Below are 21,207 nucleotides of genomic sequence, written 5' to 3' on the forward strand. Positions count from 1 at the left end.
TTCCGTGGCTGCGCCGCTGCACGGTGGTGGGCGGCGGGACCCAGGCATTGAAGCCCGCAGAACCCCGGAAGCGGAACCCCCTCTTCCGGATCATTGTCCGGATCGTTGCCGGTGTGGGGTTACGCACACACTCCCCGCACAAGGGCTCCGCACGGGGTAGCCCCGGAGGGTCCCGACCCCGATGACGGCTACCCCGTGATCCGCATGCCACACTCGACACATGCGCGTGTACCTCGGCTCAGACCATGCCGGCTTCGAACTCAAGAACCACCTCGTCGAGTGGCTCACGGCCCAGGGCCACGAAGCCGTCGACTGTGGCCCCCACATCTACGACGCCCAGGACGACTACCCGCCGTTCTGCCTGCGCGCCGCCGAGAGGACGGCCGCGGACGCGGGCAGTCTCGGCATCGTGATCGGCGGCTCCGGCAACGGCGAGCAGATGGCCGCCAACAAGGTGAAGGGCGTACGTGCCGCGCTCGCCTGGAGCGAGCAGACCGCCGCTCTCGGCCGCGAGCACAACAACGCCAACGTGGTGTCCATCGGTGGCCGCATGCACACGGTGGAGGAGTCCACGAAGTTCGTCGAGATCTTCCTCGCCACGCCGTACTCGGGTGAAGAGCGTCACACCCGCCGCATCGAGATGCTGACGGCGTACGAGACGACGGGCGAGCTCCCCCCGATCCCGGCCCACCACCCGCAGCAGGGCTGACCGCCCTACCCCCACCGTGCCGCCGGCCTGCCCGGCGGCACAGCCATTTCCCCCTATCCCACGTCACCGAGGAGAGCCGCCGCCGTGCCCGAGGGACACACGATCCACCGCCTGGCCGCGGACCACCGCGATCGGTTCGTGGGCGGGCCGGTGCGGGTCAGCAGCCCGCAGGGCAGGTTCTCGGACAGCGCGGCGCTCCTCGACGGCCGTGGGTTCACCGGCGTCGACGCGCACGGCAAACACCTGTTCCTCGGCTTCGAGGACGCCGGGTGGATCCACATCCACCTCGGCCTGTTCGGCAAGCTCCACTTCGGTACGACGCCGGTTCCGCCGCCCACGGACACCGTCCGGCTGCGCCTGGCCAACGACGACCACCACGCGGACCTGCGCGGCCCGACCACCTGCGCCCTCATCACGGAACCCGAGAAGCGCGCGATACACGACCGGCTGGGCCCGGACCCGCTGCGGACCGACGAGGACGGCGAACGCGCCTGGCGGCGGATCTCACGCAGCCGTATCACGGTGGCCGCGCTGCTGATGGACCAGAAGGTCATCGCGGGCGTCGGCAACGTGTACCGGGCGGAGGTCCTGTTCCGGCACGGTATCGACCCGTACCGGCAGGGCAAGGACCTCACCCGTGCGGAGTGGGACGCGATCTGGGTGGACCTGGTGACGCTGATGCGCGCGGGTGTACGGAACAACCGGATCGACACGGTGCGTCCGGAGCACATGCCGGAGGCGATGGGGCGGGCGCCGCGGGTGGACGACCACGGGGGCGAGGTGTACGTGTACCGGCGGGCCCGGCAGGGGTGCCACATCTGCGGCACGGAGATCCGCGCGGCGGAGCTGGCGGCCCGCAACCTCTTCTGGTGCCCGACCTGCCAGCGCGCCTAGCCCCGTGTCCTCAATCGCCGGGCGGGCTTGATTTTGCGCCCCCGCGCGCCTTCCGCACCGCCCCGGCCGTCACCCACCCCAGTCGGCGGACGGCCCGATTTCCCCGCACGCAGGCGCCTTCAAGGCCGCGCATCTTCTCCGAGCCGCGACCGGCCGCCGGGCGCCTCCGGCAACGTCACCCCCGCTAGAACCCCCGCGGAAGCCACGGCTCCACCATCCCCGAGAACGCCGACGCCGCCTCCGCCACCGCGCCCGCCCGCAGCTCCTGTACCCGCCCGGCCCGCGCCAGTGAGAGCAGCGATTCGCCGCCCAGGTAAGCCGACCCCAGCTCCCGTACGGAAAGCGCCAGATCAGCCGGATCATCCGTCCGCTTGCACGACGCGCCCCCCTTCGTGTCGGCCGTGAGCCGCCAACGCCCCGCGTTCCACGGGCAGAACGCGTCCTCGACCTCGAACACCACGTCCACCGCAGCCCGGTACGCCCGCGCCTCCAACGCCGCGCCCAGCTCCACCAGCCGTACGTACAGCGAGTCGCGCAGCTTGATGTTGCACCGGCGTACGTCCGAGACGAGATGCAGAACCGCATCGTCGACCGGCCGGTTCCGCGCCTCGACCGTCGACGTCAGGTCGATCTCGAAGAGGAACCGCCACAGCGCCGCGTACGCCGCCGGGTCAAGCGCCGACAGGTCGTCCACGGCGATCCGGCCCTTGGGGCCCGCCGCGTCCCAGTCCGGCTTGATGCGGAACGTCGAGTACCCGACGACCTCACCCGCCCGCTCCGCCAGCAGGCACTGCAGCGGCGACGCCCCCTGCCGCGCGCTCGCCGGGTCGATCAGCGCCCTCCGCTCCCAGCCGGGACCGTGCGCCGGCGTCCCCGGCCGCCCCGCCACCAGCCGCTCGTACACGCCCTCGCACGCAGCGGTCGCCTCGTCCGGCCTGGCGTACCGCAGGCGGACCTCGTCCGTGCCGTCCGGCACCGCCAGCCGCACCCGGTCCGTGTCGATCTCCAGGGACATCTGCTTCGTGGCCGCCCCGTACCCGAACCGGCCGTAGATCGCGGGCTCCGAGGCCGTCAGCACGGCCAGGGGTTCACCCAGCGCTCGGACGTCGTCGAGCTGACGCCGCATCATCGAGGTCAGCAGTCCGCGCCTGCGGTGTGTGGCCGCTACACCGACCATTGTCACGCCGGCTGCGGGCACCAGCGCCCCGCCGGGCACGGCCAGCCGGAAGCTGAAGGCCCCCGCCGTACCGACCACATCCGGGCCGTCCCAGATGCCGATCGACCGCTCGTGCTCGGTCAGCTCCTCCCAGAGCTCGCGCTCCTCCGGAGAGTCGGCTACGCCGCCGAACGCGAGCTCCAGGCTCCCGAACCATTCGTTCCATTCGGACGGACGCAACACCCGCAGCTCAGTAGTCATATGCCATGCCTACCAGGGGTACGGCAGACGGGCGACCCGTTTTCGAACGCATTGTCACAGGGGTCCCCCTGCACCTGAGGCGCTCGTGTGGATAAGGTCCCCGCAATGGCCCGTCGCGCAGGAGCAGACTCGTACCCGGCCCGATTGCAGAAATCGGCGCACCGGGCGCGCATCGCGCTGCGCAAATCCGGTGTCGACTACTTCCGCGGCGACGGCTCCGACTGGATCGCCCTGGTCGGCCTCCTGCTGACCGTCCCGGCCATCACCTGCGGCACGCTGCTGAACGCGGTGTGGTGCGCACCGGCCGCGCTCGTCCTGCCGATCGTCGCGGGCGGTCTGCTGCTGCGACCGGCCAGCCTGCTGGGGCTGTACGCGACCGCTGCCGCGGCCCTGATCGTGGAGTCGATCGCGCTCGGCCCGTACTCGGAGGGGCCGGCCCGGGTGACGCCGGGCACCGTCCTGGTGGTCGCGGCCTGCGGCTTCTTCGGCCTGATCCTCGCCCAGTTCCGGGCCAGGGTAGGCGTGCCGTGGCGGCGCGGCGGCACCATGCTCTTCGACCTGCGCGAACGCATCCGGGTGCAGAGCGCCCTGCCGCGGCTGCCGCAGGGCTGGCACCGCGAGATGGCGCTGCGCCCGGCTGGCGGCCAGTCGTTCTCCGGCGACTTCGTCGTCGCGGCCCGCACCAACGGCGGCCGCACCCTGGAGGCCGTACTCACCGATGTCTCCGGCAAGGGCATGGACGCGGGGTCCCGTGCCCTGCTGCTGTCCGGCGCGTTCGGTGGCCTGCTCGGCTCGCTGCCCCCGCACGGCTTCCTGCCCGCGGCCAACGCCTACCTGCTGCGCCAGGACTGGGACGAGGGCTTCGCCACCTCCATCCATCTGGTGCTGGACCTCGAATCGGGCGACTACGAGCTCCTCTCCGCGGGCCACCCGCCGGCCCTGCAGCTGCACGCGGGCAGCGGCCGGTGGGAGGAGAAGGCTGCGGAGGGCCCGCTGCTCGGGGTGTACGACGGGGCACAGTTCGACGCGGTGAAGGGCTCACTGGCCCCCGGCGATGTGCTGATGCTCTTCACGGACGGGCTGGTGGAGGCGTCCGACCGGGACATCGCGGAGGGCATGGACCGGCTGACCGGCGAGGCCGACCGCTATGTCGTCACCGGCTTCGACGGCGCGGCCTGGCATCTGATCGAGGCGTGCGCGAAGGACGTCAACGACGACCGTGCGCTGCTGCTGCTGTCCCGTCGGTCCTGAACCGTACGAGCCAGGGCTCGGCACTCGGCACCTGCCGGTCATGACGACGCCCGTCCACGCGGCCCTGCGCCGGACGACCACCCGTCCGTAGAGTCGTCCCATGCCCACGCCACGCACACCCCTGACCCTGACCGAAGTCGAGGCGATCGCCCGCAGCGCGCACGCCGGCCGGCAGGACAAGGCGGGACGCCCGTACGCCGAACACCTCGCCGCCGTCGCGGACGGTGTACGGGCCAGGGGCGGCAGTGTCGACCAGATCGCCGCCGCCTGGCTGCACGACGCGGTCGAGGACGACGCCCTGTCCGCCGAGTGGCTGGCGGACGCCGCGCTGCCGCAGCAGGTCAAGGACATGGTCCTCGCCGTCACCAAACGGCAGGGCGAGGACCTGGCCGCGTACACCCGGCGCATCCTCGCCACGCCGGGCGCTCTGCTGATCAAGGAATCCGACCTCGCCCACAACACCGACCCGGCCCGCCTCGCGGTCCTGGACCCGGCGACGCGTACCCGGCTGACCGCGAAATATGCGCAGGTACGCGCGCTGCTCGGACTCAGCGCCGGTGAATCGCCCACCGAACAGCTGGATCCGGCCAACACCACGGAGGGCTGATCCACTCAGAGCTTGGCGGCGTCCCGCCGGAACGCCCAGTCCATGTCCGGCTCGGTCACGAAACGCAGCGCCCGTCGCACCGGCGGCGTACACATCAGCGTCACCGCGCAGGCCGCGACCAGCGAGACGAGGACCAGCCCGGCCGGCGAGGCCAGCCACTCGTACCGGTCGAACAAGCCGACGTAGCCGGCACCCTTGACCAGGAAACCGTGCAGCAGATAGCCGCAGATCGTCCCGGCGCCCAGCACGGTGAACCACATGTGGCGACGCGGCACCCATGCCAGGAACCCGATGGTGAGCAGCAGCGCGCAGCCGAACATCATCAGCGTCATCACCGCACCCGACCACCACGGGGCGCCCATCTCAGGCGCGCTGTTGCTGCGGTAGAACCAGCCCAGCTGCATCCGCGGCGCCGCCCAGTACGCGAACAGGGTGGCCCCGGCGAACAGCGGCAGCGCCAGCAGACGCACCTCACGCCGGCGAACCAACTGAAAATGCTCGGGCTTCAGTTGGAGTCCGAGCACGAAGAACGGCAGGAACTGCAGGACCCGCTGGAGATCGAGGTCGTCGCCGATCGTGGGGGAGAACGACGCGAGCACGGCGATGACGAGCGCGACCGGCAGCGGGTGGCGCAGCGCCTGCCAGACGGGCGTGGTGAGCCGCCAGATGAACAGCGCGGCCAGGAACCAGGTGAGGAACCAGGGGTCGATCAGGCTGATCGGATGATCCGGCGAGTCGTCCGCGTACCGCTTGAAGAGCGAGTACGCCGTCTCGAACACCACATACGGCACGGCGATGCCGGTGACCAGGCGCTTCATCTTCTTGGCGCTCATGTCGAACGAGCGTGAGAAATAGCCGGAGATGATGATGAAGGCCGGCATGTGAAACGTGTACGCAACCATGTACAGCGCACGGGCGGTCCGGCTCCCGTCCATCACCGGCACCCACGCGTGCGCCACGGCGACCAGCACGATCGCCAGATATTTGGCGTTGTCGAAGTAGGCGTCACGCCGCTTCGTCGGCGCGACCGCAGAGGGCTGGTTCACCACCGGTGCGGGGGGCCTCGCGGTGATGGTCGTGCCGCCCTGGCGTCTGGGCTCCGACTCCCGGGTCGCTGGGCGGAGCGGGGCCCTCTGAAATGTGTTCGGAGCGTGGAACATCTAAAGCACCTTAGACGCCTCGATTGGAATTCGTAAAACTGCCGGCAGGTATTGCGTGTTCCCGCCCAATGGAAAGTGAAACTACCGAAAACCGCACCCTATGGCCCGATTGATCCTCCTTAAATGGTGCATATCGCCAGGCGGTTGGGCGGAGTGAATTTCATCGCATCCGGGGTGGCGAAACGCGTGTGAACGACCTGTGTGGATATGGAAACGATCACGGTCCCGGTTTTTTATGATCGCCGCCCACGGGTGGCCCCGTGCTGCAGGCCGCCCTCCCGGGCGGAGCCCCGGAAGGGCGGGTCGACGGGCCTGTCCGCCCCGCGCACGCGGGGCGTGAGGATGGCGCGATCCCGACAGTTCGATTCGTCACCTGGCAGCAACCACAGGGGAGTTGGTGGCACGATGGACGCAACGGAGGAGTGCTCGGCCGCACGCTTCCGGGCCGGCAAGGCGGACCGACCAAGGGTGTGATCAGTCGTGGCCATTTCACTGTCTGTGGTGCTTCTGTTGGCGATCATCCTGGTGGTCCTGATCCGAGGCGGCTCCATCAAGGCCGGACCCGCGATCGTCGCGGTGCTCTTCGGCTTCTTCCTGGCATCGACCGGCATGGCGCCGTCGATCAACAGGTTCATGAACTCGATAGCGGAGACCATCAACCAGATCAGCTTCTGATCCGCACCGCAGAAGGCGGGAAGCGGAACGCAGAAGGCCCGGTCCGACGAGCAATTCGCCGAACCGGGCCCACGCATGGAGCGGGCGACGGGAATCGAACCCGCGTAGCTAGTTTGGAAGACTAGGGCTCTACCATTGAGCTACGCCCGCAGGCGCCGCAGGTCCTCGGACCGCGGCACGAGGAGCATCGTAGCGGGTCGCGGACGTTGTCCGCACACCTCATTGCGGCACGGGGTGCCGCAATCCACGCCGCCCCCGTAAAGCGGTCTGTGTCCTGCCGGTCTGCATGTACCCTACGTGTCGCACCGACGGGGTGTGGCGCAGCTTGGTAGCGCGTCCGCTTTGGGAGCGGAAGGTCGTCGGTTCGAATCCGGCCACCCCGACCACATGCAAGATCGCATTGTGGGAGTCATCCCCCTTGCCGTTACTATGCAAATTGCGTGCCCGTGTGTCTGATGTACCGGGCTCGATCCGCGGAGCCGCTGTCCGGTGGCCGAGCAGAACCCCAAGAAGTCAGCCACCAAGGAGACCGAACCGTGAAGAGCGCCGTGGAGACCCTGAACCCGACTCGGGTTCGGCTCAGCATCGAGGTGCCCTTCGAGGAGCTCAAGGACAGCCTCGACGCGGCGTACAAGAAGATCAACCAGCAGGTCACGGTGAAGGGCTTCCGTAAGGGCAAGATCCCCAACCGCGTCATCGACCAGCGGTTCGGCCGTGGTGCTGTGCTGGAGGAGGCCGTCAACGACGCCCTCCCGAAGTTCTACACCGAGGCTGTCAACGAGGGTGAGCTCAACGTTCTGGGCCAGCCCGAGGTCGACATCACCGAGCTGAAGGACGGCGAGCTGCTGGCCTTCACCGCCGAGGTCGACGTGCGCCCCGCGATCGAGATCCCGGACTACTCCGGCATCGAGGTCACCGTGGACGCCCTCGAGGTCAGCGACGAGGACGTCGAGAAGGCCGTGGAGCAGCTCCGTGGCCGCTTCGCCTCCACCAACCCGGTCGAGCGCGCCGCCGCAGAGGGCGACGTCGTCACGATCGACCTGCAGGCCAAGGTCGACGGCGAGGTCCTGGAGGACGGCGTGGCCGATGGTGTCTCGTACACCATCGGTTCCGGCGAGCTCCTCGACGGCATCGACGCGGCCGTCACCGGCCTGGAGGCGGGTGGCGAGGCCACCTTCACCTCCGAGCTGAAGGGTGGCTCGGCCGAGGGCAAGGAGGCCGAGGTCACCGTCAAGGTCACCGCCGTCGCCGCCCGTGAGCTCCCCGAGCTGGACGACGAGTTCGCCCAGATGGCGAGCGAGTTCGACACCCTCGACGAGCTGAAGGCGGACAGCCGCAAGCGCCTCGAGAACACCAAGCAGTACGACCAGGCCACCCAGGCCCAGGAGCGCGTCCTCGACGAGCTGCTGAAGCTGGCCGAGGTCCCGATCCCCGAGAAGCTGCTCGCGGACGAGATCCAGACCCGCAAGCACAACCTCGAGCACCACCAGCTCGGCCAGATGGGTCTGACCCTCGAGAAGTACCTGGAGATCCAGGGCAAGACGCTCGAGGAGTTCGAGGCCGAGACCTCCGAGCAGGCGATCAAGGGCATCAAGACCCAGTTCATCCTGGACGAGCTCGTCAACAAGGAGAAGCTGAACGTCAACCAGGAGGAGCTCACCGAGCACCTCATGCGGCGCGCTGCTTCCTCCGGCATGAGCCCCGACCAGTTCGCCCAGGCCGTCGTCGAGGGCGGCCAGGTGCCGATGCTCGTCGGCGAGGTCGCCCGCGGCAAGGCGCTCGCCGTGGTCGTCGAGGCCGCCAAGGTCGTCGACACCAACGGTGAGCTCGTCGAGCTCGAGGACGACGAGGAAGAGGCCATCGAGACGGTCGAGGCCGCCGAGGGTCACACCGAGACCGCCGCCGAGGAGAAGACCGAGGCCTGAGCCTCGCGCTGAACCCGTACGACGGGCTCCGGACGCTCAGCGTCCGGAGCCCGTCGTCGTATCGGTGGCCGACCCCTACAACCCTTGTGCGCACTGCTCAGCTTGCGCTCCCAGCGAACAGTTGCGGAAGCGGGATGGCGTTGTCCTACCTGCGCGTTAGGGTCCATGAATAGGAAGGGTGGGGGAGTCCCCGCCCGCCCGGTACGAAGACGCTGAGACGGCCGGAGCCGTCAGAGACGAGCAGGTGGATACGTGACGAATCTGATGCCTTACGCCGCCGGAGAGCCGTCCCTCGGTGGTGGCCTCGGCGACCAGGTCTACAGCCGACTGCTCGGCGAGCGCATCATCTTCCTCGGTCAGCAGGTCGACGATGACATCGCCAACAAGATCACGGCGCAGCTGCTTCTCCTTGCCGCGGAGCCGGACAAGGACATCTACCTCTACATCAACAGCCCCGGTGGCTCGGTGACGGCCGGCATGGCGGTCTACGACACCATGCAGTACATCCCGAACGACGTGGTCACCATCGGTATGGGCATGGCGGCCTCGATGGGCCAGTTCCTGCTGACCGGTGGCACCGCGGGCAAGCGCTTCGCGCTCCCGAACACCGACATCCTCATGCACCAGGGTTCGGCCGGCATCGGTGGTACCGCGTCGGACATCAAGATCCAGGCGCAGTACCTGCTCCGCACGAAGCAGCGGATGGCGGAGATCACCGCCCGCCACTCCGGCCAGACCGTGGAGACGATCATTCGCGACGGTGACCGCGACCGCTGGTACACCGCGGAGGAGGCCAAGGAGTACGGCCTCATCGACGAGATCATCACGATCGCCTCGGGCGTTCCGGGCGGCGGCGGCACCGGGGCCTGAGCCCTGTCCGCCCAGCCCGCAGCCCCAGCCCCCAGAACGCCACCAGGATGGTGAACACCCACATGAACAACTTCCCCGGCGCCTCCGCGAGCGGTCTCTACACCGGCCCGCAGGTGGACAACCGCTACATCGTGCCGCGCTTCGTGGAGCGCACCTCGCAGGGTGTGCGTGAGTACGACCCGTACGCGAAGCTCTTCGAGGAGCGCGTGATCTTCCTCGGCGTCCAAATCGACGACGCCTCCGCCAACGACGTCATGGCGCAGCTGCTGTGCCTGGAGTCGATGGACCCGGACCGCGACATCTCGATCTACATCAACAGCCCCGGCGGCTCGTTCACCGCGCTCACCGCGATCTACGACACGATGCAGTTCGTGAAGCCGGACATCCAGACGGTCTGCATGGGCCAGGCGGCCTCCGCCGCGGCCGTGCTGCTCGCCGCCGGTACGCCCGGCAAGCGCATGGCACTGCCCAACGCCCGTGTGCTGATCCACCAGCCGTCCTCGCAGACGGGCCGTGAGCAGCTCTCCGACCTGGAGATCGCGGCCAACGAGATCCTGCGGATGCGTACCCAGCTGGAGGAGATGCTGGCCAAGCACTCCACCACGCCGCTGGAGAAGATCCGCGACGACATCGAGCGCGACAAGATCCTGACCGCCGAGGACGCCCTCGCCTACGGTCTCGTCGACCAGATCGTCTCCACCCGCAAGAGCGCGGCCGGAGCGATGGCCTGACGTCGGTCTTTACCCCTTGGCACGGTCGGTTCACACGGTCGTGACCGCGTGAACCGTGCCAAGGGGGGCCCGAACGGGGGGCCAGGCAAGGTACCGTCGGATAGAGGCACCAGGAGCCGCTGCACCAAGCTGCTCCCAGGCGAAGGGGAAGCACCTCGTGGCACGCATCGGTGATGGCGGCGACCTGCTCAAGTGCTCGTTCTGCGGAAAGAGCCAGAAGCAGGTGAAGAAGCTCATTGCGGGACCCGGTGTGTACATCTGCGACGAGTGCATCGATCTCTGCAACGAGATCATCGAGGAGGAGCTCGCGGAGACCTCCGAGGTGCGGTGGGAGGAACTTCCCAAGCCGCGCGAGATCTACGAGTTCCTCGAGGGGTACGTCGTCGGTCAGGAGCCCGCGAAGAAGGCCCTCTCGGTCGCTGTGTACAACCACTACAAGCGGGTCCAGGCGGGCGAGAACGCCGGCGCGCAGGGCCGGGACGACGCCATCGAGCTGGCCAAGTCCAACATCCTGCTGCTGGGCCCCACGGGCTCCGGCAAGACGCTCCTCGCGCAGACGCTGGCCCGCATGCTCAACGTTCCGTTCGCCATCGCCGACGCGACGGCGCTGACGGAGGCCGGCTATGTCGGCGAGGACGTCGAGAACATTCTGCTGAAGCTGATCCAGGCCGCGGACTACGACGTCAAGAAGGCCGAGACCGGGATCATCTACATCGACGAGATCGACAAGGTCGCCCGCAAGAGCGAGAACCCGTCGATCACCCGTGATGTCTCCGGCGAGGGCGTCCAGCAGGCCCTGCTGAAGATCCTGGAGGGCACCACCGCCTCCGTGCCGCCGCAGGGCGGCCGGAAGCATCCGCACCAGGAGTTCATCCAGATCGACACGACGAACGTGCTGTTCATCGTGGGCGGTGCCTTCGCCGGCCTGGAGAGGATCATCGAGTCCCGGGCGGGCGCCAAGGGCATCGGCTTCGGCGCGACGATCCGCTCCAAGCGCGAGATCGAGGCGAGCGACCAGTTCCAGGAGGTCATGCCGGAGGACCTGGTGAAGTTCGGGATGATCCCCGAGTTCATCGGCCGCCTCCCCGTGCTGACCTCGGTGCACAACCTGGACCGCGAGGCGCTGCTGCAGATCCTCGTCGAGCCGCGCAACGCACTGGTGAAGCAGTACCAGCGGCTGTTCGAACTCGACGGTGTGGAGCTGGACTTCGACCGCCCGGCACTGGAGGCCATCGCCGACCAGGCGATCCTGCGCGGCACCGGCGCGCGTGGTCTTCGGGCCATCATGGAGGAAGTTCTGCAGTCCGTGATGTACGAGGTGCCGTCCCGCAAGGACGTCGCCCGCGTCGTCATCACGGCGGACGTGGTCCGCAACAACGTCAACCCGACGCTGGTCCCGCGCGAGCCGCGCACGATCGGCAAGAACGACGGCGGACGGCACGAGAAGTCCGCGTAGCGGCAGCGATACGTACGTGAAGGGGCGCCCGGCCAGGTGACTGGCCGGGCGCCCCTTTTCGGTGCCGTGCGAAGTGCTACTTGACCTCGACGCGGACGTCGTTGCGGAGCTTGGCCGCGTTGTCGGCGGCGCTCTCCACCGACATGCTCTTACCGGTCATCATTGCGGCCATGTCCATGTCGATGACCACGGCGACGGTGCTGTGGTCGCCCCAGATGCAGATGGGCATGGACGTCGGCTTGGCCGATCCGCTCTCGCCCGAGATCTTGGATTCCTGGCACTTCAGGATGCCGTTCTCGAACCCGGCCGGGGTGTAGGTCTTCGGGCTGCCCACCAGTTCGCCGGTGGACTCCTTGTCCTTGGCGGCTTCGGTCTTCATCTTGCCGAACATGGCGTCGACGACAGCGGCGGGATCCTCGATCTCGCCGTACACGCCGCTGAACGACAGCAGCTTCTGGGCGGCCGCGTCCCCGGAGGCGTAATTGCCCGCAGCACTCTTGGGGTTGGCCACCCCGTACTGCTCGAACTCCTTGAGGTCCTCGTCCGTCATCTTGTCTTCGGTGCTGTTCGGCGCCTTCTTGTACGTGCCCCCGAGCACCGTCGCCGGCGTCGTCAGCTTGTACGTCTTGCCGTCGTCCGCGACCGACGTGCTGCCGCCCCCGCCCGACGTCAGGAAGTACGCCCCGCCCGCGATGACCGCCAGCGCGACCACGACGACGCCGATGATCAGGCCGGTCTTCTTCTTCGGCGCGGCCGGCGGCATCGGGACCTGGCCGCCGTAGGGGGCCTGGCCGTACGGGGCCTGGGGCTGCTGGCCGTACGGGCCCGGCTGCTGGGCCTGCGGGTAGCCGTAGCCCGGCTGGGGCTGCTGAGGAACACCCTGGGGGGCCTGCTGCGGGTATCCGTACCCCGGCTGGCCGCCCTGCGGCGGCTGACCGCCGTACGGGCCCGGCTGCTGGCCGTACGGGCCGGGCTGACCCTGCGGCGGCTGGCTGCCGTACGGTCCGGGCTGGCCCTGCGGCGGCTGGCCCCCGTACGGGCCCGGCTGGTTGTGGCTCATCTGTGCTGTCCCCTCCAGAATGCTTATGCGTTCCGAACATCCTGTCGGAAGCCCCACTGGCATGGGGCGACGGGAGCCACACCGTTACTCAACAAACCGGTTTCAGTGCACGACTGTGACGGCCCTAAACTGTCCCCCGTGACCGAGAACACTCAGCAGACGCCAGCCAGCAACCCCGAACTGCCGACCCAGTACGCACCGGCCGAGGTAGAGGGGAAGCTGTATGAGCGCTGGGTAGAACGTGGTTACTTCGAGGCCGACGCGACAAGCGACAAGCCTCCGTTCACCGTTGTCATCCCGCCGCCGAACGTCACGGGCAGCCTCCACCTGGGGCACGCCTTCGAGCACACGCTGATCGACGCCCTCACCCGCCGCAAGCGGATGCAGGGCTACGAGACGCTGTGGCAGCCCGGCATGGACCACGCCGGTATCGCCACGCAGAACGTGGTCGAGCGTGAGCTCGCCAAGGAGGGCAAGTCCCGCCACGACCTGGGGCGCGAGGCCTTCATCGACCGCGTCTGGCAGTGGAAGGGCGAGTCCGGCGGACAGATCTCCGGGCAGATGAGGCGCCTGGGTGACGGTGTCGCCTGGTCGCGTGAGCGCTTCACCATGGACGAGGGTCTGTCCCAGGCCGTCCAGACCATTTTCAAGAAGCTCTACGACGACGAGCTGATCTACCGGGCCGAGCGCATCATCAACTGGTGTCCGCGCTGTCTCACGGCCATCTCGGACATCGAGGTCGAGTACCAGGACGACGACGGCGAGCTCGTCTCCATCCGGTACGGCGAGGGCGACGACTCCATCGTCGTCGCGACGACGCGTGCCGAGACGATGCTGGGCGACACGGCCGTCGCCGTCCACCCGGAGGACGACCGCTACAGGCACCTGGTCGGCAAGGAGATCGAGCTGCCGCTCACCGGCCGCCGTATCCCGGTCGTCGCCGACGAGCACGTCGACCCCGAGTTCGGCACGGGCGCCGTCAAGGTCACGCCCGCGCACGATCCGAACGACTTCGAGATCGGCCAGCGGCACGGTCTGCCGAGCCTCGCCGTCATGGACGAGCACGCGATCATCACGGCGCACGGTCCCTTCCAGGGCCTGGACCGGCTGGAGGCGCGCAGCGCCATCGTCGGCGCTCTGCGCGCCGAGGGCCGGATCGTCGCCGAGAAGCGTCCGTACGTCCACTCCGTCGGCCACTGCTCGCGCTGCAAGACGACGATCGAGCCGCGGCTGTCCATGCAGTGGTGGGTCAAGGTCGGCCCGCTGGCCAAGGCGGCGGGCGACGCGGTTCGTGACGGCCGGGTCAAGATCCACCCGCAGGAGATGGAGAAGCGGTACTTCGACTGGGTCGACAACCTCCATGACTGGTGCATCTCGCGTCAGCTGTGGTGGGGCCACCGCATCCCCGTCTGGTACGGCCCGAACGGGGAGATCGTCTGCGTCGGCCCCGATGAGCAGCCGCCGACCGGCGAGGGCTGGACGCAGGAGACCGATGTCCTCGACACCTGGTTCTCCTCCGGCCTGTGGCCGTTCTCGACGCTCGGCTGGCCGGAGCAGACCGAGAGCCTGGCGAAGTTCTACCCGAACTCCGTCCTGGTCACCGGCTACGACATCCTCTTCTTCTGGGTCGCCCGGATGATGATGTTCGGCCTGTACGCGATGGACGGCACCCCGCCCTTCCACACCATCGCCCTGCACGGCATGGTCCGCGACCAGTTCGGCAAGAAGATGTCCAAGTCCTTCGGCAATGCGGTCAACCCGCTGGACTGGATGGACAAGTACGGCTCCGACGCACTGCGCTTCACCCTGGCGCGCGGCGCCAACCCGGGTGTCGACGTCCCGATCGGCGAGGACTGGGTCCAGGGTTCGCGCAACTTCGCCAACAAGATCTGGAACGCCACGCGCTTCGCGCTCATGAACGGCGCAACGATCGAGGGCGAGCTGCCCGACCCGTCGCAGATGTCCGCGACGGACCGCTGGATCCTGTCGAAGCTCAACAAGACCGTCGCCGAAGTCGACGCGTTCTACGAGGATTTCCAGTTCTCCAAGCTCAGCGACGCGCTCTTCCACTTCGCGTGGGACGAGGTCTTCGACTGGTACGTCGAGCTGTCGAAGACCACGTTCTTCGCCGGCGGCGAGCAGGCCAAGGTCTCCGGGCGGGTCCTCGGTGAGGTCCTCGACGTGATGCTGCGGCTCCTGCACCCGGTCGTCCCGTTCGTCACCGAGACGCTCTGGACCTCCCTGACCGGCCGCGAGTCCGTCGTCGTCGCCGACTGGCCGAAGGACTCCGGTTTCCGTGACGAGGCCGCCGAACAGGAGATCGAGCTCGTCCAGCAGGTCGTCACCGAGGTCCGCCGGTTCCGCTCCGACCAGGGCCTGCAGCCCGGCCAGAAGGTTCCGGCCGAGCTCACCGTGACCGGCACGGCGCTGGCCCCGCACGAGGCGGCCATCCGCCAGCTGCTGCGCCTGCAGCCCGCCGGGGACGGCTTCCACGCCACCGCGTCGCTGCCGGTCGCCGGGGCCACCGTCGCCCTCGACCTGTCCGGCACCATCGACGTGGAGGCCGAGCGCAAGCGCCTGGCGAAGGACCTGGGCGCCGCCGAGAAGGAGAAGGCCCAGGCCAACGCGAAGCTCGGCAACGAGGCGTTCCTGGCCAAGGCCCCGGACAACGTGGTCGACAAGATCCGTACCCGGCTCGCCAAGGCCGACGCGGACATCGCGCGGATCACCGCTCAGCTGGCGAACCTGCCGCAGAGCTGATGACCTGAGTGCGAAGCCCCCGTGCCCCTGACCGACCAGGGGCACGGGGGCTTCGCCGTACGGGCGCCCATTCGTGCCCATTGCCCGGGCGCTGCGCCGGATGTCCGTCCCGGTCCGTAGACTGGGCCCCGTGAGTGAGCCCCGCCCTTCCGACCGGCACGACGCGTCCGAGTCCGACGACACCTTCGCGGAGATCGTCGACGAAGCGACCCAACGCGACCCCGACCTGGCGGTGATCGAGGCCGGCAGCCGCACCCTGCGCACCGCCTCGGGACCGGTCCCGGGTGACGAGGTCCCCGCCCGCCCCGCCGACCCGGAGGTGGACAAGGCGCTGCGCGCGGTGGAGCAGGAGCTCGCCGGCCGCTGGGGTGAGACCAAACTCGAACCCTCGGTGGCGCGCATCGCCGCGCTGATGGACGTGCTCGGCGAGCCGCAGCGCGCGTACCCCTCGATCCACATCACCGGCACCAACGGCAAGACGAGCACGGCACGCATGATCGAGGCGCTGCTCGGCGCCTTCGACCTGCGCACCGGCCGCTACACCTCGCCGCACGTCCAGTCGATCACCGAGCGGATCAGCCTGGACGGCTCGCCGATGGACCCCGAGCGGTTCATCGAGACGTACCAGGACATCAAGCCGTACGTCGAGATGGTCGACGCCCAGCAGCCGTACCGGCTCTCCTTCTTCGAGGTGCTGACCGGCATGGCGTACGCGGCCTTCGCCGACGCACCGGTCGATGTCGCGGTCGTCGAGGTCGGCATGGGCGGTAGCTGGGACGCGACGAACGTGATCGACGGCTCGGTCGCCGTCGTCACCCCCATCTCGCTGGACCACACCGACCGGCTCGGCACCACGCCCGCCGAGATCGCCGGTGAGAAGGCTGGAGTCATCAAGCAGGGCGCCACGGTCATCCTGGCCCAGCAGCCGGTCGACGCCGCCCAGGTGATGCTGAAGAAGGCCGTGGAGGTCGACGCCACGGTCGCCCGCGAAGGCATGGAGTTCGGCATCGTCTCCCGCGAGATCGCGGTCGGCGGACAGCTGCTGACACTGCGTGGCCTCGGTGGCGAGTACGAGGAGATCTTCCTCCCGCTGTACGGCGCCCACCAGGCGCACAACGCGGCGGTGGCGCTCTCCGCGGTCGAGGCGTTCTTCGGTATCGGTGCCGAGCAGTCCGGCTCGCTCGACCAGGAGACGATCCGCCGGGCCTTCGCCTCGGTGCGCTCGCCCGGCCGCCTCGAAGTCGTACGGAGCAGCCCGACCGTGGTCCTGGACGCTGCCCACAACCCGGCGGGTGCCCGCGCCACCGCCGACGGGCTGTCCGAGGCATTCGGCTTCTCCCGGCTGATCGGCGTGGTCGGCGCCAGCGACGACAAGGACGTCCGGGGGCTCCTCGAAGCCTTCGAGCCGATCTTCGCCGAGGTCGTCATCACACAGAACTCCACCGGCCGCGCGATGGACGCCGACGCGCTGGCCGCCGTCGCGGTCGAGGTCTTCGGCGGTGACCGTGTCCAGGTCGAACCGCGCCTCGACGACGCGCTGGAGGCGGCGATCACCCTCGCCGAGGAGGAGAACGAGTACGCGGGCGCCGGCGTACTCGTCACCGGTTCCGTGATCACGGTCGGCGAGGCCCGGCTGCTTCTGGGAAGGCACTGACCCTGTGCGTACGCTCTGTGCATCGACGCTGATCGGCGAGTTCTTCGTGATCGGCTTCGCCGGACTCGTCGCCATGAAGTCCGACGACCTGTCGAGCGCCACCGTCTGGACGGTCTGCGGCATCGGCATGTTGCTGTCCGTCCTGCTCTGCGGCGTGATCACCCGCCCCGGCGGCGTGCAGCTCGGCTGGGCGCTGCAGATCGCGCTGGTCGCCGGCGGGTTCTTCATCCCGATGATGTACATCCTCGGTCTGCTCTTCGGCGCCCTCTGGTGGGCCTCGGTGCACTACGGGCGCAAGATCGATGAGGCCAAGGCCCGCTGGGCGGCGCAGGAAGCGACCAGCTAGGACCTCGGCGGCCGGCCGAAGCCGGTCACGGCGGGCAAACCCGGCCGTTGGCCCGTCCGCGTAGCCCTGTAATCTCGCCTCACCGCACCCGCATGCCTTCAAGGAGCCGCACATGACTCAGCGCACCCTCGTCCTTCTCAAGCCCGACGCCGTCCGGCGTGGGCTGATCGGCGAGATCGTCGGCCGGATCGAGCGCAAGGCCGGCTGGCAGGTCACCGCGCTGGAGCTGCGCACGCTGGACCGTGCGACCCTGGAGCAGCACTACGCCGAGCACGTCGGCCGCCCGTTCTACGAGCCGCTCGTCGAGTTCATGCAGTCCGGCCCGGTCGTCGTCCTGGTCGCCGAGGGCGAGCGGATCATCGAGGGCGTCCGCGCCCTGGCGGGCCCGACCGACCCGATCGCCGCCGCGCCCGGATCGATCCGTGGCGACTTCGGGACGATCACCCGCGAGAACCTCATCCACGCCTCGGACTCCGAGGAGTCCGCAGAGCGAGAACTGAAGCTGTTCTTTCCGGGACTTTCCTGACCTCGGATCAGCCGAACAGCGCTGATGACCTGGGGCGACCGAAGTAATTCGGTCGCCCTTCGGCATATGACCGCCGATCGGGGGAACGCATCCCTCCGACGTAGCGTCACCATGAGTGGAACGGCCACCCGTTCCGCCCAAACTGGCGAAGGCCCCTCGCGCGGTGTCCGTGCATACGGCACTACGATGGAATCTTCCACGCCCGCAGCGCTCACTTCGCCTACCAAAAACAAGCCATCATCGCTTTCTTGGGAAGGCCCGACGCATCCTCATGGGGAACAAGGGGAACTCAATGTCGTTCATCGGCCGTGACATGGCTATCGACCTCGGGACTGCCAACACGCTGGTGTACGTCAGGGGGCGCGGCATCGTTCTGAACGAGCCGTCCGTCGTGGCCATCAACACCAACACCGGCGGCATCCTGGCAGTCGGTTCCGAGGCCAAGAAGATGATCGGGCGCACGCCCGGCAACATCGTTGCCGTGCGGCCCCTGAAGGACGGCGTGATCGCCGACTTCGAGATCACGGAGCGGATGCTCCGCTACTTCATCCTGAAGATCCACAAGCGCCGCTACCTGGCCCGCCCGCGTGTCGTCGTCTGCGTTCCCTCCGGCATCACCGGGGTCGAGCGACGCGCCGTCATCGAGGCGTCTACGCAGGCCGGTGCGCGCCAGGTGCACATCATCGAGGAGCCGATGGCCGCCGCCATCGGCTCGGGCCTGCCGGTCCACGAGGCCACCGGCAACATGGTCGTCGACATCGGCGGCGGCACCACCGAGGTCGCGGTCATCTCGCTCGGCGGAATCGTCACTGCCCAGTCGATCCGGGTCGCCGGCGACGAGCTGGACAACGCGATCATCCAGCACATCAAGAAGGAGTACTCGCTGCTCCTCGGTGAGCGGACCGCCGAACAGATCAAGATCACCATTGGCTCGGCGTACGAGATCGACAAGGACGAGCACACCGAGATCCGCGGTCGCGACCTGGTCTCCGGACTGCCCAAGACCGTGGTCATCTCCGCGGCCGAGGTCCGCAAGGCCATCGAGGAGCCGGTCAACGCGATCGTCGACGCCGTGAAGACGACGCTCGACAAGTGCCCGCCGGAGCTCTCCGGTGACGTCATGGACCGCGGCATCGTCCTCACCGGCGGCGGTGCGCTGCTGCGCGGACTGGACGAGCGGCTGCGCCAGGAGACCGGCATGCCGATCCATATCGCCGAGGATCCGCTGGACTCGGTGGCGCTCGGATCAGGCAAGTGTGTCGAGGAGTTCGAGGCGCTCCAGCAGGTGCTGGACGCCCAGCCCCGCAGGTAATACCGGGTCGACAACACAGCGGTCCGCCGTACGGGCGCTGCCGCCCCGTACGGCGGATCGTTGATATACAGACACGAACATCCCGACGAGGAAGGCACGGCCGCCGCACGTGAGGGACACACGAGAGAGCCGGCTGCTCCTGGTTCTGCTGATCGCCATCGCATTCGCACTGATTACGGTGGACATCCGCGGCGGCGAGGAGTCACCGGTGGACGGCGCCCGGCAGGCGGCCGCAACGGCCTTCGGGCCGGTCGAGAAAGGTGTCGCGGCAGCCGTCGATCCGGTGGGCAACGCCATAGGGGCGATCCGTGCATCCGGTGCACGACACGACCGGATCGCCGTCCTGGAACAGCAGAACGCCGCGCTGAAGGCGAAGCTCGGCAGCGACGACCGCAACCGCAGCCGGGTCCGCGAACTCGACAAGCTGCTGAAGAAATCGTCCGCCGGGCAGTACGGCATCAAGGCTGCCGAGGTCATCGCCATAGGAGCGGCCCAGGGCTTCTCCTGGACCGTCACGATCGACGCCGGCTCCGACGACGGCATCAAGCGCGACATGACCGTCATCAACGGCGACGGGCTCGTCGGCCGGGTCACCACCGTCGGCCCGGACACCGCGACGGTGCTCCTCGCCAACGACCCCGACTTCACCGTCGGCACCCGGATGGAGAAGACCGACGAGCTCGGCTTCGCCACCGGCCAGGGCGACCGTCCGCTGTCCGTCCAGTTCCTCAACGGCAAGGCCAAGGTGAAGAAGGGCGACCGGCTGGTCACCTTCGGCTCCAGCAAGGGCAAGCCGTTCGTGCCGGGCGTCCCGGTCGGCGAGGTCGTCCGCGTGGACCCGTCGGGCGGTGACCTCACCCGTACCGTCTACGTCCGCCCGTACGCCGCCTTCAGCAAGCTCGACATCGTCGGCATCGTCGTCCAGGCACCGCGCGAGGACCCCCGCGACATGGTCCTGCCGAAGAAGGCCGAGAAGCCGAAGCCCACCCCGACGGTCACCGTCACGATCTCGCCCAACGGCGACATCGTCGACACCAACGGCAAGGTGGTCGGGAACGTCAACGGGACCCCCAGCGGGAGTCCGAGCCCCACCGGATCCACCGGCAACGCGGTCAACGAGCAGAGGTAGAGCTGATCCCCATGCGCTTCAACAGGACTCTGCTCTCCACCGCCCTGGTCGTGATCGCCCTCGTCGTCCAGGTCTCCGTACTCGCCCGACTGCAGCTCCCCGGCGCCGTCCCCGACCTGCTGCTCCTCGTCGTCCTCGGTCTGGCCTTCGTGTACGGACATGTCGCCGGCGCCCTGATCGGTTTCGGCGCGGGACTCCTCGCCGACCTGGCACCGCCCGCCGACCACGCCGCCGGACGCTACGCCCTGGTCCTCTGCGTCATCGGCTACTGCGCCGGACTCGTCCGGCCGGACAACGGCCGGCTCAAGTCCGCGTTCGTCCCGATGGCCGCCGTGGTGGCCGCAGCGATCGGGTCGACCCTGCTGTACGCCCTCGTCGGCGCCCTCGTCGGGGACACCGCCGCCCGTCATGTCGGCCTCGGCAGCCTGCTGTTCACCGCAGCCGTCTACGATCTGCTCCTCGCGCCGTTCACCGTTCCACTGATCATGGCGCTCGCCAGACGCACCGAGAACGACCCGCTCTCCGAGTCCTCCAGCGGCGGCGACATGGCCGCGGGCTGGCTCTCCTCCGGCACCGGACTCAGGATCGGCGGCCCGCGCGGCGGACTGCGTTTGAAGGCTGCCCGCAGCAGAGCGGCACGGGCCGGACGGATCAAGGGAGTCAAGCGACTGTGAGGCTGAACCTCGCCGGGGACACCCCCCGGACCCCCGGCCCGACCACTACCG

The 21,207-nt window shown here is 68.6% G+C and carries 19 protein-coding genes and 2 tRNA genes; 17 read left to right on the top strand and 4 right to left on the bottom strand.

Features of this window, described 5'->3' with window-relative positions; translation table 11 throughout:
- Nucleotides 1-220: 220 nt before the first annotated feature.
- Together OHA88_RS29975 and OHA88_RS29980 are read left to right on the top strand one after the other, a co-directional pair.
- The gene (locus OHA88_RS29975) at nt 221-709 is read left to right on the top strand and encodes a ribose-5-phosphate isomerase (protein WP_326603730.1); all 489 of its coding nucleotides are present in this window, start codon (nt 221-223) and stop codon (nt 707-709) included.
- 84 nt (nt 710-793) lie between these two features.
- Complete coding sequence (locus tag OHA88_RS29980) at nt 794-1,603, top strand: Fpg/Nei family DNA glycosylase (RefSeq protein ID WP_328627808.1); 810 nt, start codon at nt 794-796, stop codon at nt 1,601-1,603.
- Nucleotides 1,604-1,787: 184 nt separating this feature from the next.
- Here OHA88_RS29980 and OHA88_RS29985 read toward each other — a convergent pair whose 3' ends face one another.
- On the bottom strand, nt 1,788-3,020 hold the full coding sequence (locus tag OHA88_RS29985) for a GNAT family N-acetyltransferase (protein WP_328627809.1): 1,233 nt from the start codon (nt 3,018-3,020) through the stop codon (nt 1,788-1,790).
- A 105-nt stretch (nt 3,021-3,125) separates the two neighbouring features.
- On the opposite strand from OHA88_RS29985, the gene OHA88_RS29990 reads away from it, so the two are divergent.
- Both OHA88_RS29990 and OHA88_RS29995 read left to right on the top strand, forming a co-directional pair.
- Entirely contained in the window at nt 3,126-4,271 is a 1,146-nt protein-coding gene (locus tag OHA88_RS29990) for a PP2C family protein-serine/threonine phosphatase (protein ID WP_328627810.1), read from the top strand.
- Between the two features lie 100 nt (nt 4,272-4,371).
- On the top strand, nt 4,372-4,878 hold the full coding sequence (locus OHA88_RS29995) for an HD domain-containing protein (protein ID WP_328627811.1): 507 nt from the start codon (nt 4,372-4,374) through the stop codon (nt 4,876-4,878).
- Nucleotides 4,879-4,883: 5 nt separating this feature from the next.
- Here the strand turns inward: OHA88_RS29995 and OHA88_RS30000 are convergent, their stop codons facing one another.
- Complete coding sequence (locus OHA88_RS30000; protein WP_328627812.1) at nt 4,884-6,038, bottom strand: acyltransferase family protein; 1,155 nt, start codon at nt 6,036-6,038, stop codon at nt 4,884-4,886.
- A 480-nt stretch (nt 6,039-6,518) separates the two neighbouring features.
- Between OHA88_RS30000 and OHA88_RS30005 the strand changes: the two genes are divergently transcribed.
- Nucleotides 6,519-6,713, top strand: a complete 195-nt coding sequence (locus tag OHA88_RS30005) for a hypothetical protein (protein ID WP_136325240.1) — start codon at nt 6,519-6,521, stop codon at nt 6,711-6,713.
- Between the two features lie 76 nt (nt 6,714-6,789).
- On the opposite strand, the gene OHA88_RS30010 is transcribed toward OHA88_RS30005, so the two are convergent.
- Nucleotides 6,790-6,863, bottom strand: a tRNA-Gly gene (locus tag OHA88_RS30010).
- A gap of 159 nt (nt 6,864-7,022) precedes the next feature.
- Here OHA88_RS30010 and OHA88_RS30015 point away from each other — a divergent pair.
- From OHA88_RS30015 to clpX, 5 genes are all read left to right on the top strand, one after another.
- A tRNA-Pro gene (locus OHA88_RS30015) sits at nt 7,023-7,099 on the top strand.
- A 150-nt stretch (nt 7,100-7,249) separates the two neighbouring features.
- Entirely contained in the window at nt 7,250-8,638 is a 1,389-nt protein-coding gene (gene tig, locus OHA88_RS30020; protein WP_328627813.1) for a trigger factor, read from the top strand.
- Nucleotides 8,639-8,902: 264 nt separating this feature from the next.
- Nucleotides 8,903-9,508 (top strand): ATP-dependent Clp protease proteolytic subunit, encoded by a 606-nt coding sequence (locus OHA88_RS30025; RefSeq protein ID WP_267008104.1) that lies wholly within the window; start codon nt 8,903-8,905, stop codon nt 9,506-9,508.
- A gap of 47 nt (nt 9,509-9,555) precedes the next feature.
- Nucleotides 9,556-10,239 (top strand): ATP-dependent Clp protease proteolytic subunit, encoded by a 684-nt coding sequence (locus OHA88_RS30030; RefSeq protein ID WP_030921266.1) that lies wholly within the window; start codon nt 9,556-9,558, stop codon nt 10,237-10,239.
- Nucleotides 10,240-10,396: 157 nt separating this feature from the next.
- Nucleotides 10,397-11,695 (top strand): ATP-dependent Clp protease ATP-binding subunit ClpX, encoded by a 1,299-nt coding sequence (gene clpX / locus OHA88_RS30035; protein WP_030970081.1) that lies wholly within the window; start codon nt 10,397-10,399, stop codon nt 11,693-11,695.
- Nucleotides 11,696-11,771: 76 nt separating this feature from the next.
- Here clpX and OHA88_RS30040 read toward each other — a convergent pair whose 3' ends face one another.
- Nucleotides 11,772-12,755 (bottom strand): hypothetical protein, encoded by a 984-nt coding sequence (locus OHA88_RS30040; RefSeq protein WP_328627814.1) that lies wholly within the window; start codon nt 12,753-12,755, stop codon nt 11,772-11,774.
- A gap of 138 nt (nt 12,756-12,893) precedes the next feature.
- On the opposite strand from OHA88_RS30040, the gene OHA88_RS30045 reads away from it, so the two are divergent.
- The 7 genes from OHA88_RS30045 to mreD all read left to right on the top strand — a co-directional run bounded on the left by OHA88_RS30045 (nt 12,894) and on the right by mreD (nt 21,156).
- Nucleotides 12,894-15,515: a valine--tRNA ligase gene (locus OHA88_RS30045; protein ID WP_328627815.1), complete on the top strand. Its 2,622-nt coding sequence runs from the start codon at nt 12,894-12,896 to the stop codon at nt 15,513-15,515.
- Between the two features lie 130 nt (nt 15,516-15,645).
- Nucleotides 15,646-17,169, top strand: coding sequence for a bifunctional tetrahydrofolate synthase/dihydrofolate synthase (folC, locus tag OHA88_RS30050; RefSeq protein WP_328627816.1), 1,524 nt, complete (start codon nt 15,646-15,648; stop codon nt 17,167-17,169).
- Between the two features lie 4 nt (nt 17,170-17,173).
- Nucleotides 17,174-17,515, top strand: coding sequence for a DUF4233 domain-containing protein (locus tag OHA88_RS30055; RefSeq protein ID WP_326603713.1), 342 nt, complete (start codon nt 17,174-17,176; stop codon nt 17,513-17,515).
- Between the two features lie 112 nt (nt 17,516-17,627).
- Nucleotides 17,628-18,041, top strand: coding sequence for a nucleoside-diphosphate kinase (gene ndk, locus OHA88_RS30060; protein WP_267005201.1), 414 nt, complete (start codon nt 17,628-17,630; stop codon nt 18,039-18,041).
- Nucleotides 18,042-18,333: 292 nt separating this feature from the next.
- Nucleotides 18,334-19,353, top strand: coding sequence for a rod shape-determining protein (locus tag OHA88_RS30065; protein ID WP_267005202.1), 1,020 nt, complete (start codon nt 18,334-18,336; stop codon nt 19,351-19,353).
- Nucleotides 19,354-19,462: 109 nt separating this feature from the next.
- Nucleotides 19,463-20,482 carry a rod shape-determining protein MreC gene (gene mreC / locus OHA88_RS30070; protein WP_326603712.1) on the top strand — a complete coding sequence of 340 codons (1,020 nt, stop codon included), beginning with the start codon at nt 19,463-19,465 and terminating at the stop codon, nt 20,480-20,482.
- A gap of 11 nt (nt 20,483-20,493) precedes the next feature.
- Nucleotides 20,494-21,156 (top strand): rod shape-determining protein MreD, encoded by a 663-nt coding sequence (mreD, locus tag OHA88_RS30075; RefSeq protein WP_030921244.1) that lies wholly within the window; start codon nt 20,494-20,496, stop codon nt 21,154-21,156.
- The last annotated feature ends 51 nt before the right edge of the window (nt 21,157-21,207 follow it).

The organism is Streptomyces sp. NBC_00353 (genome assembly GCF_036108815.1).
Lineage (GTDB): Bacteria > Actinomycetota > Actinomycetes > Streptomycetales > Streptomycetaceae > Streptomyces.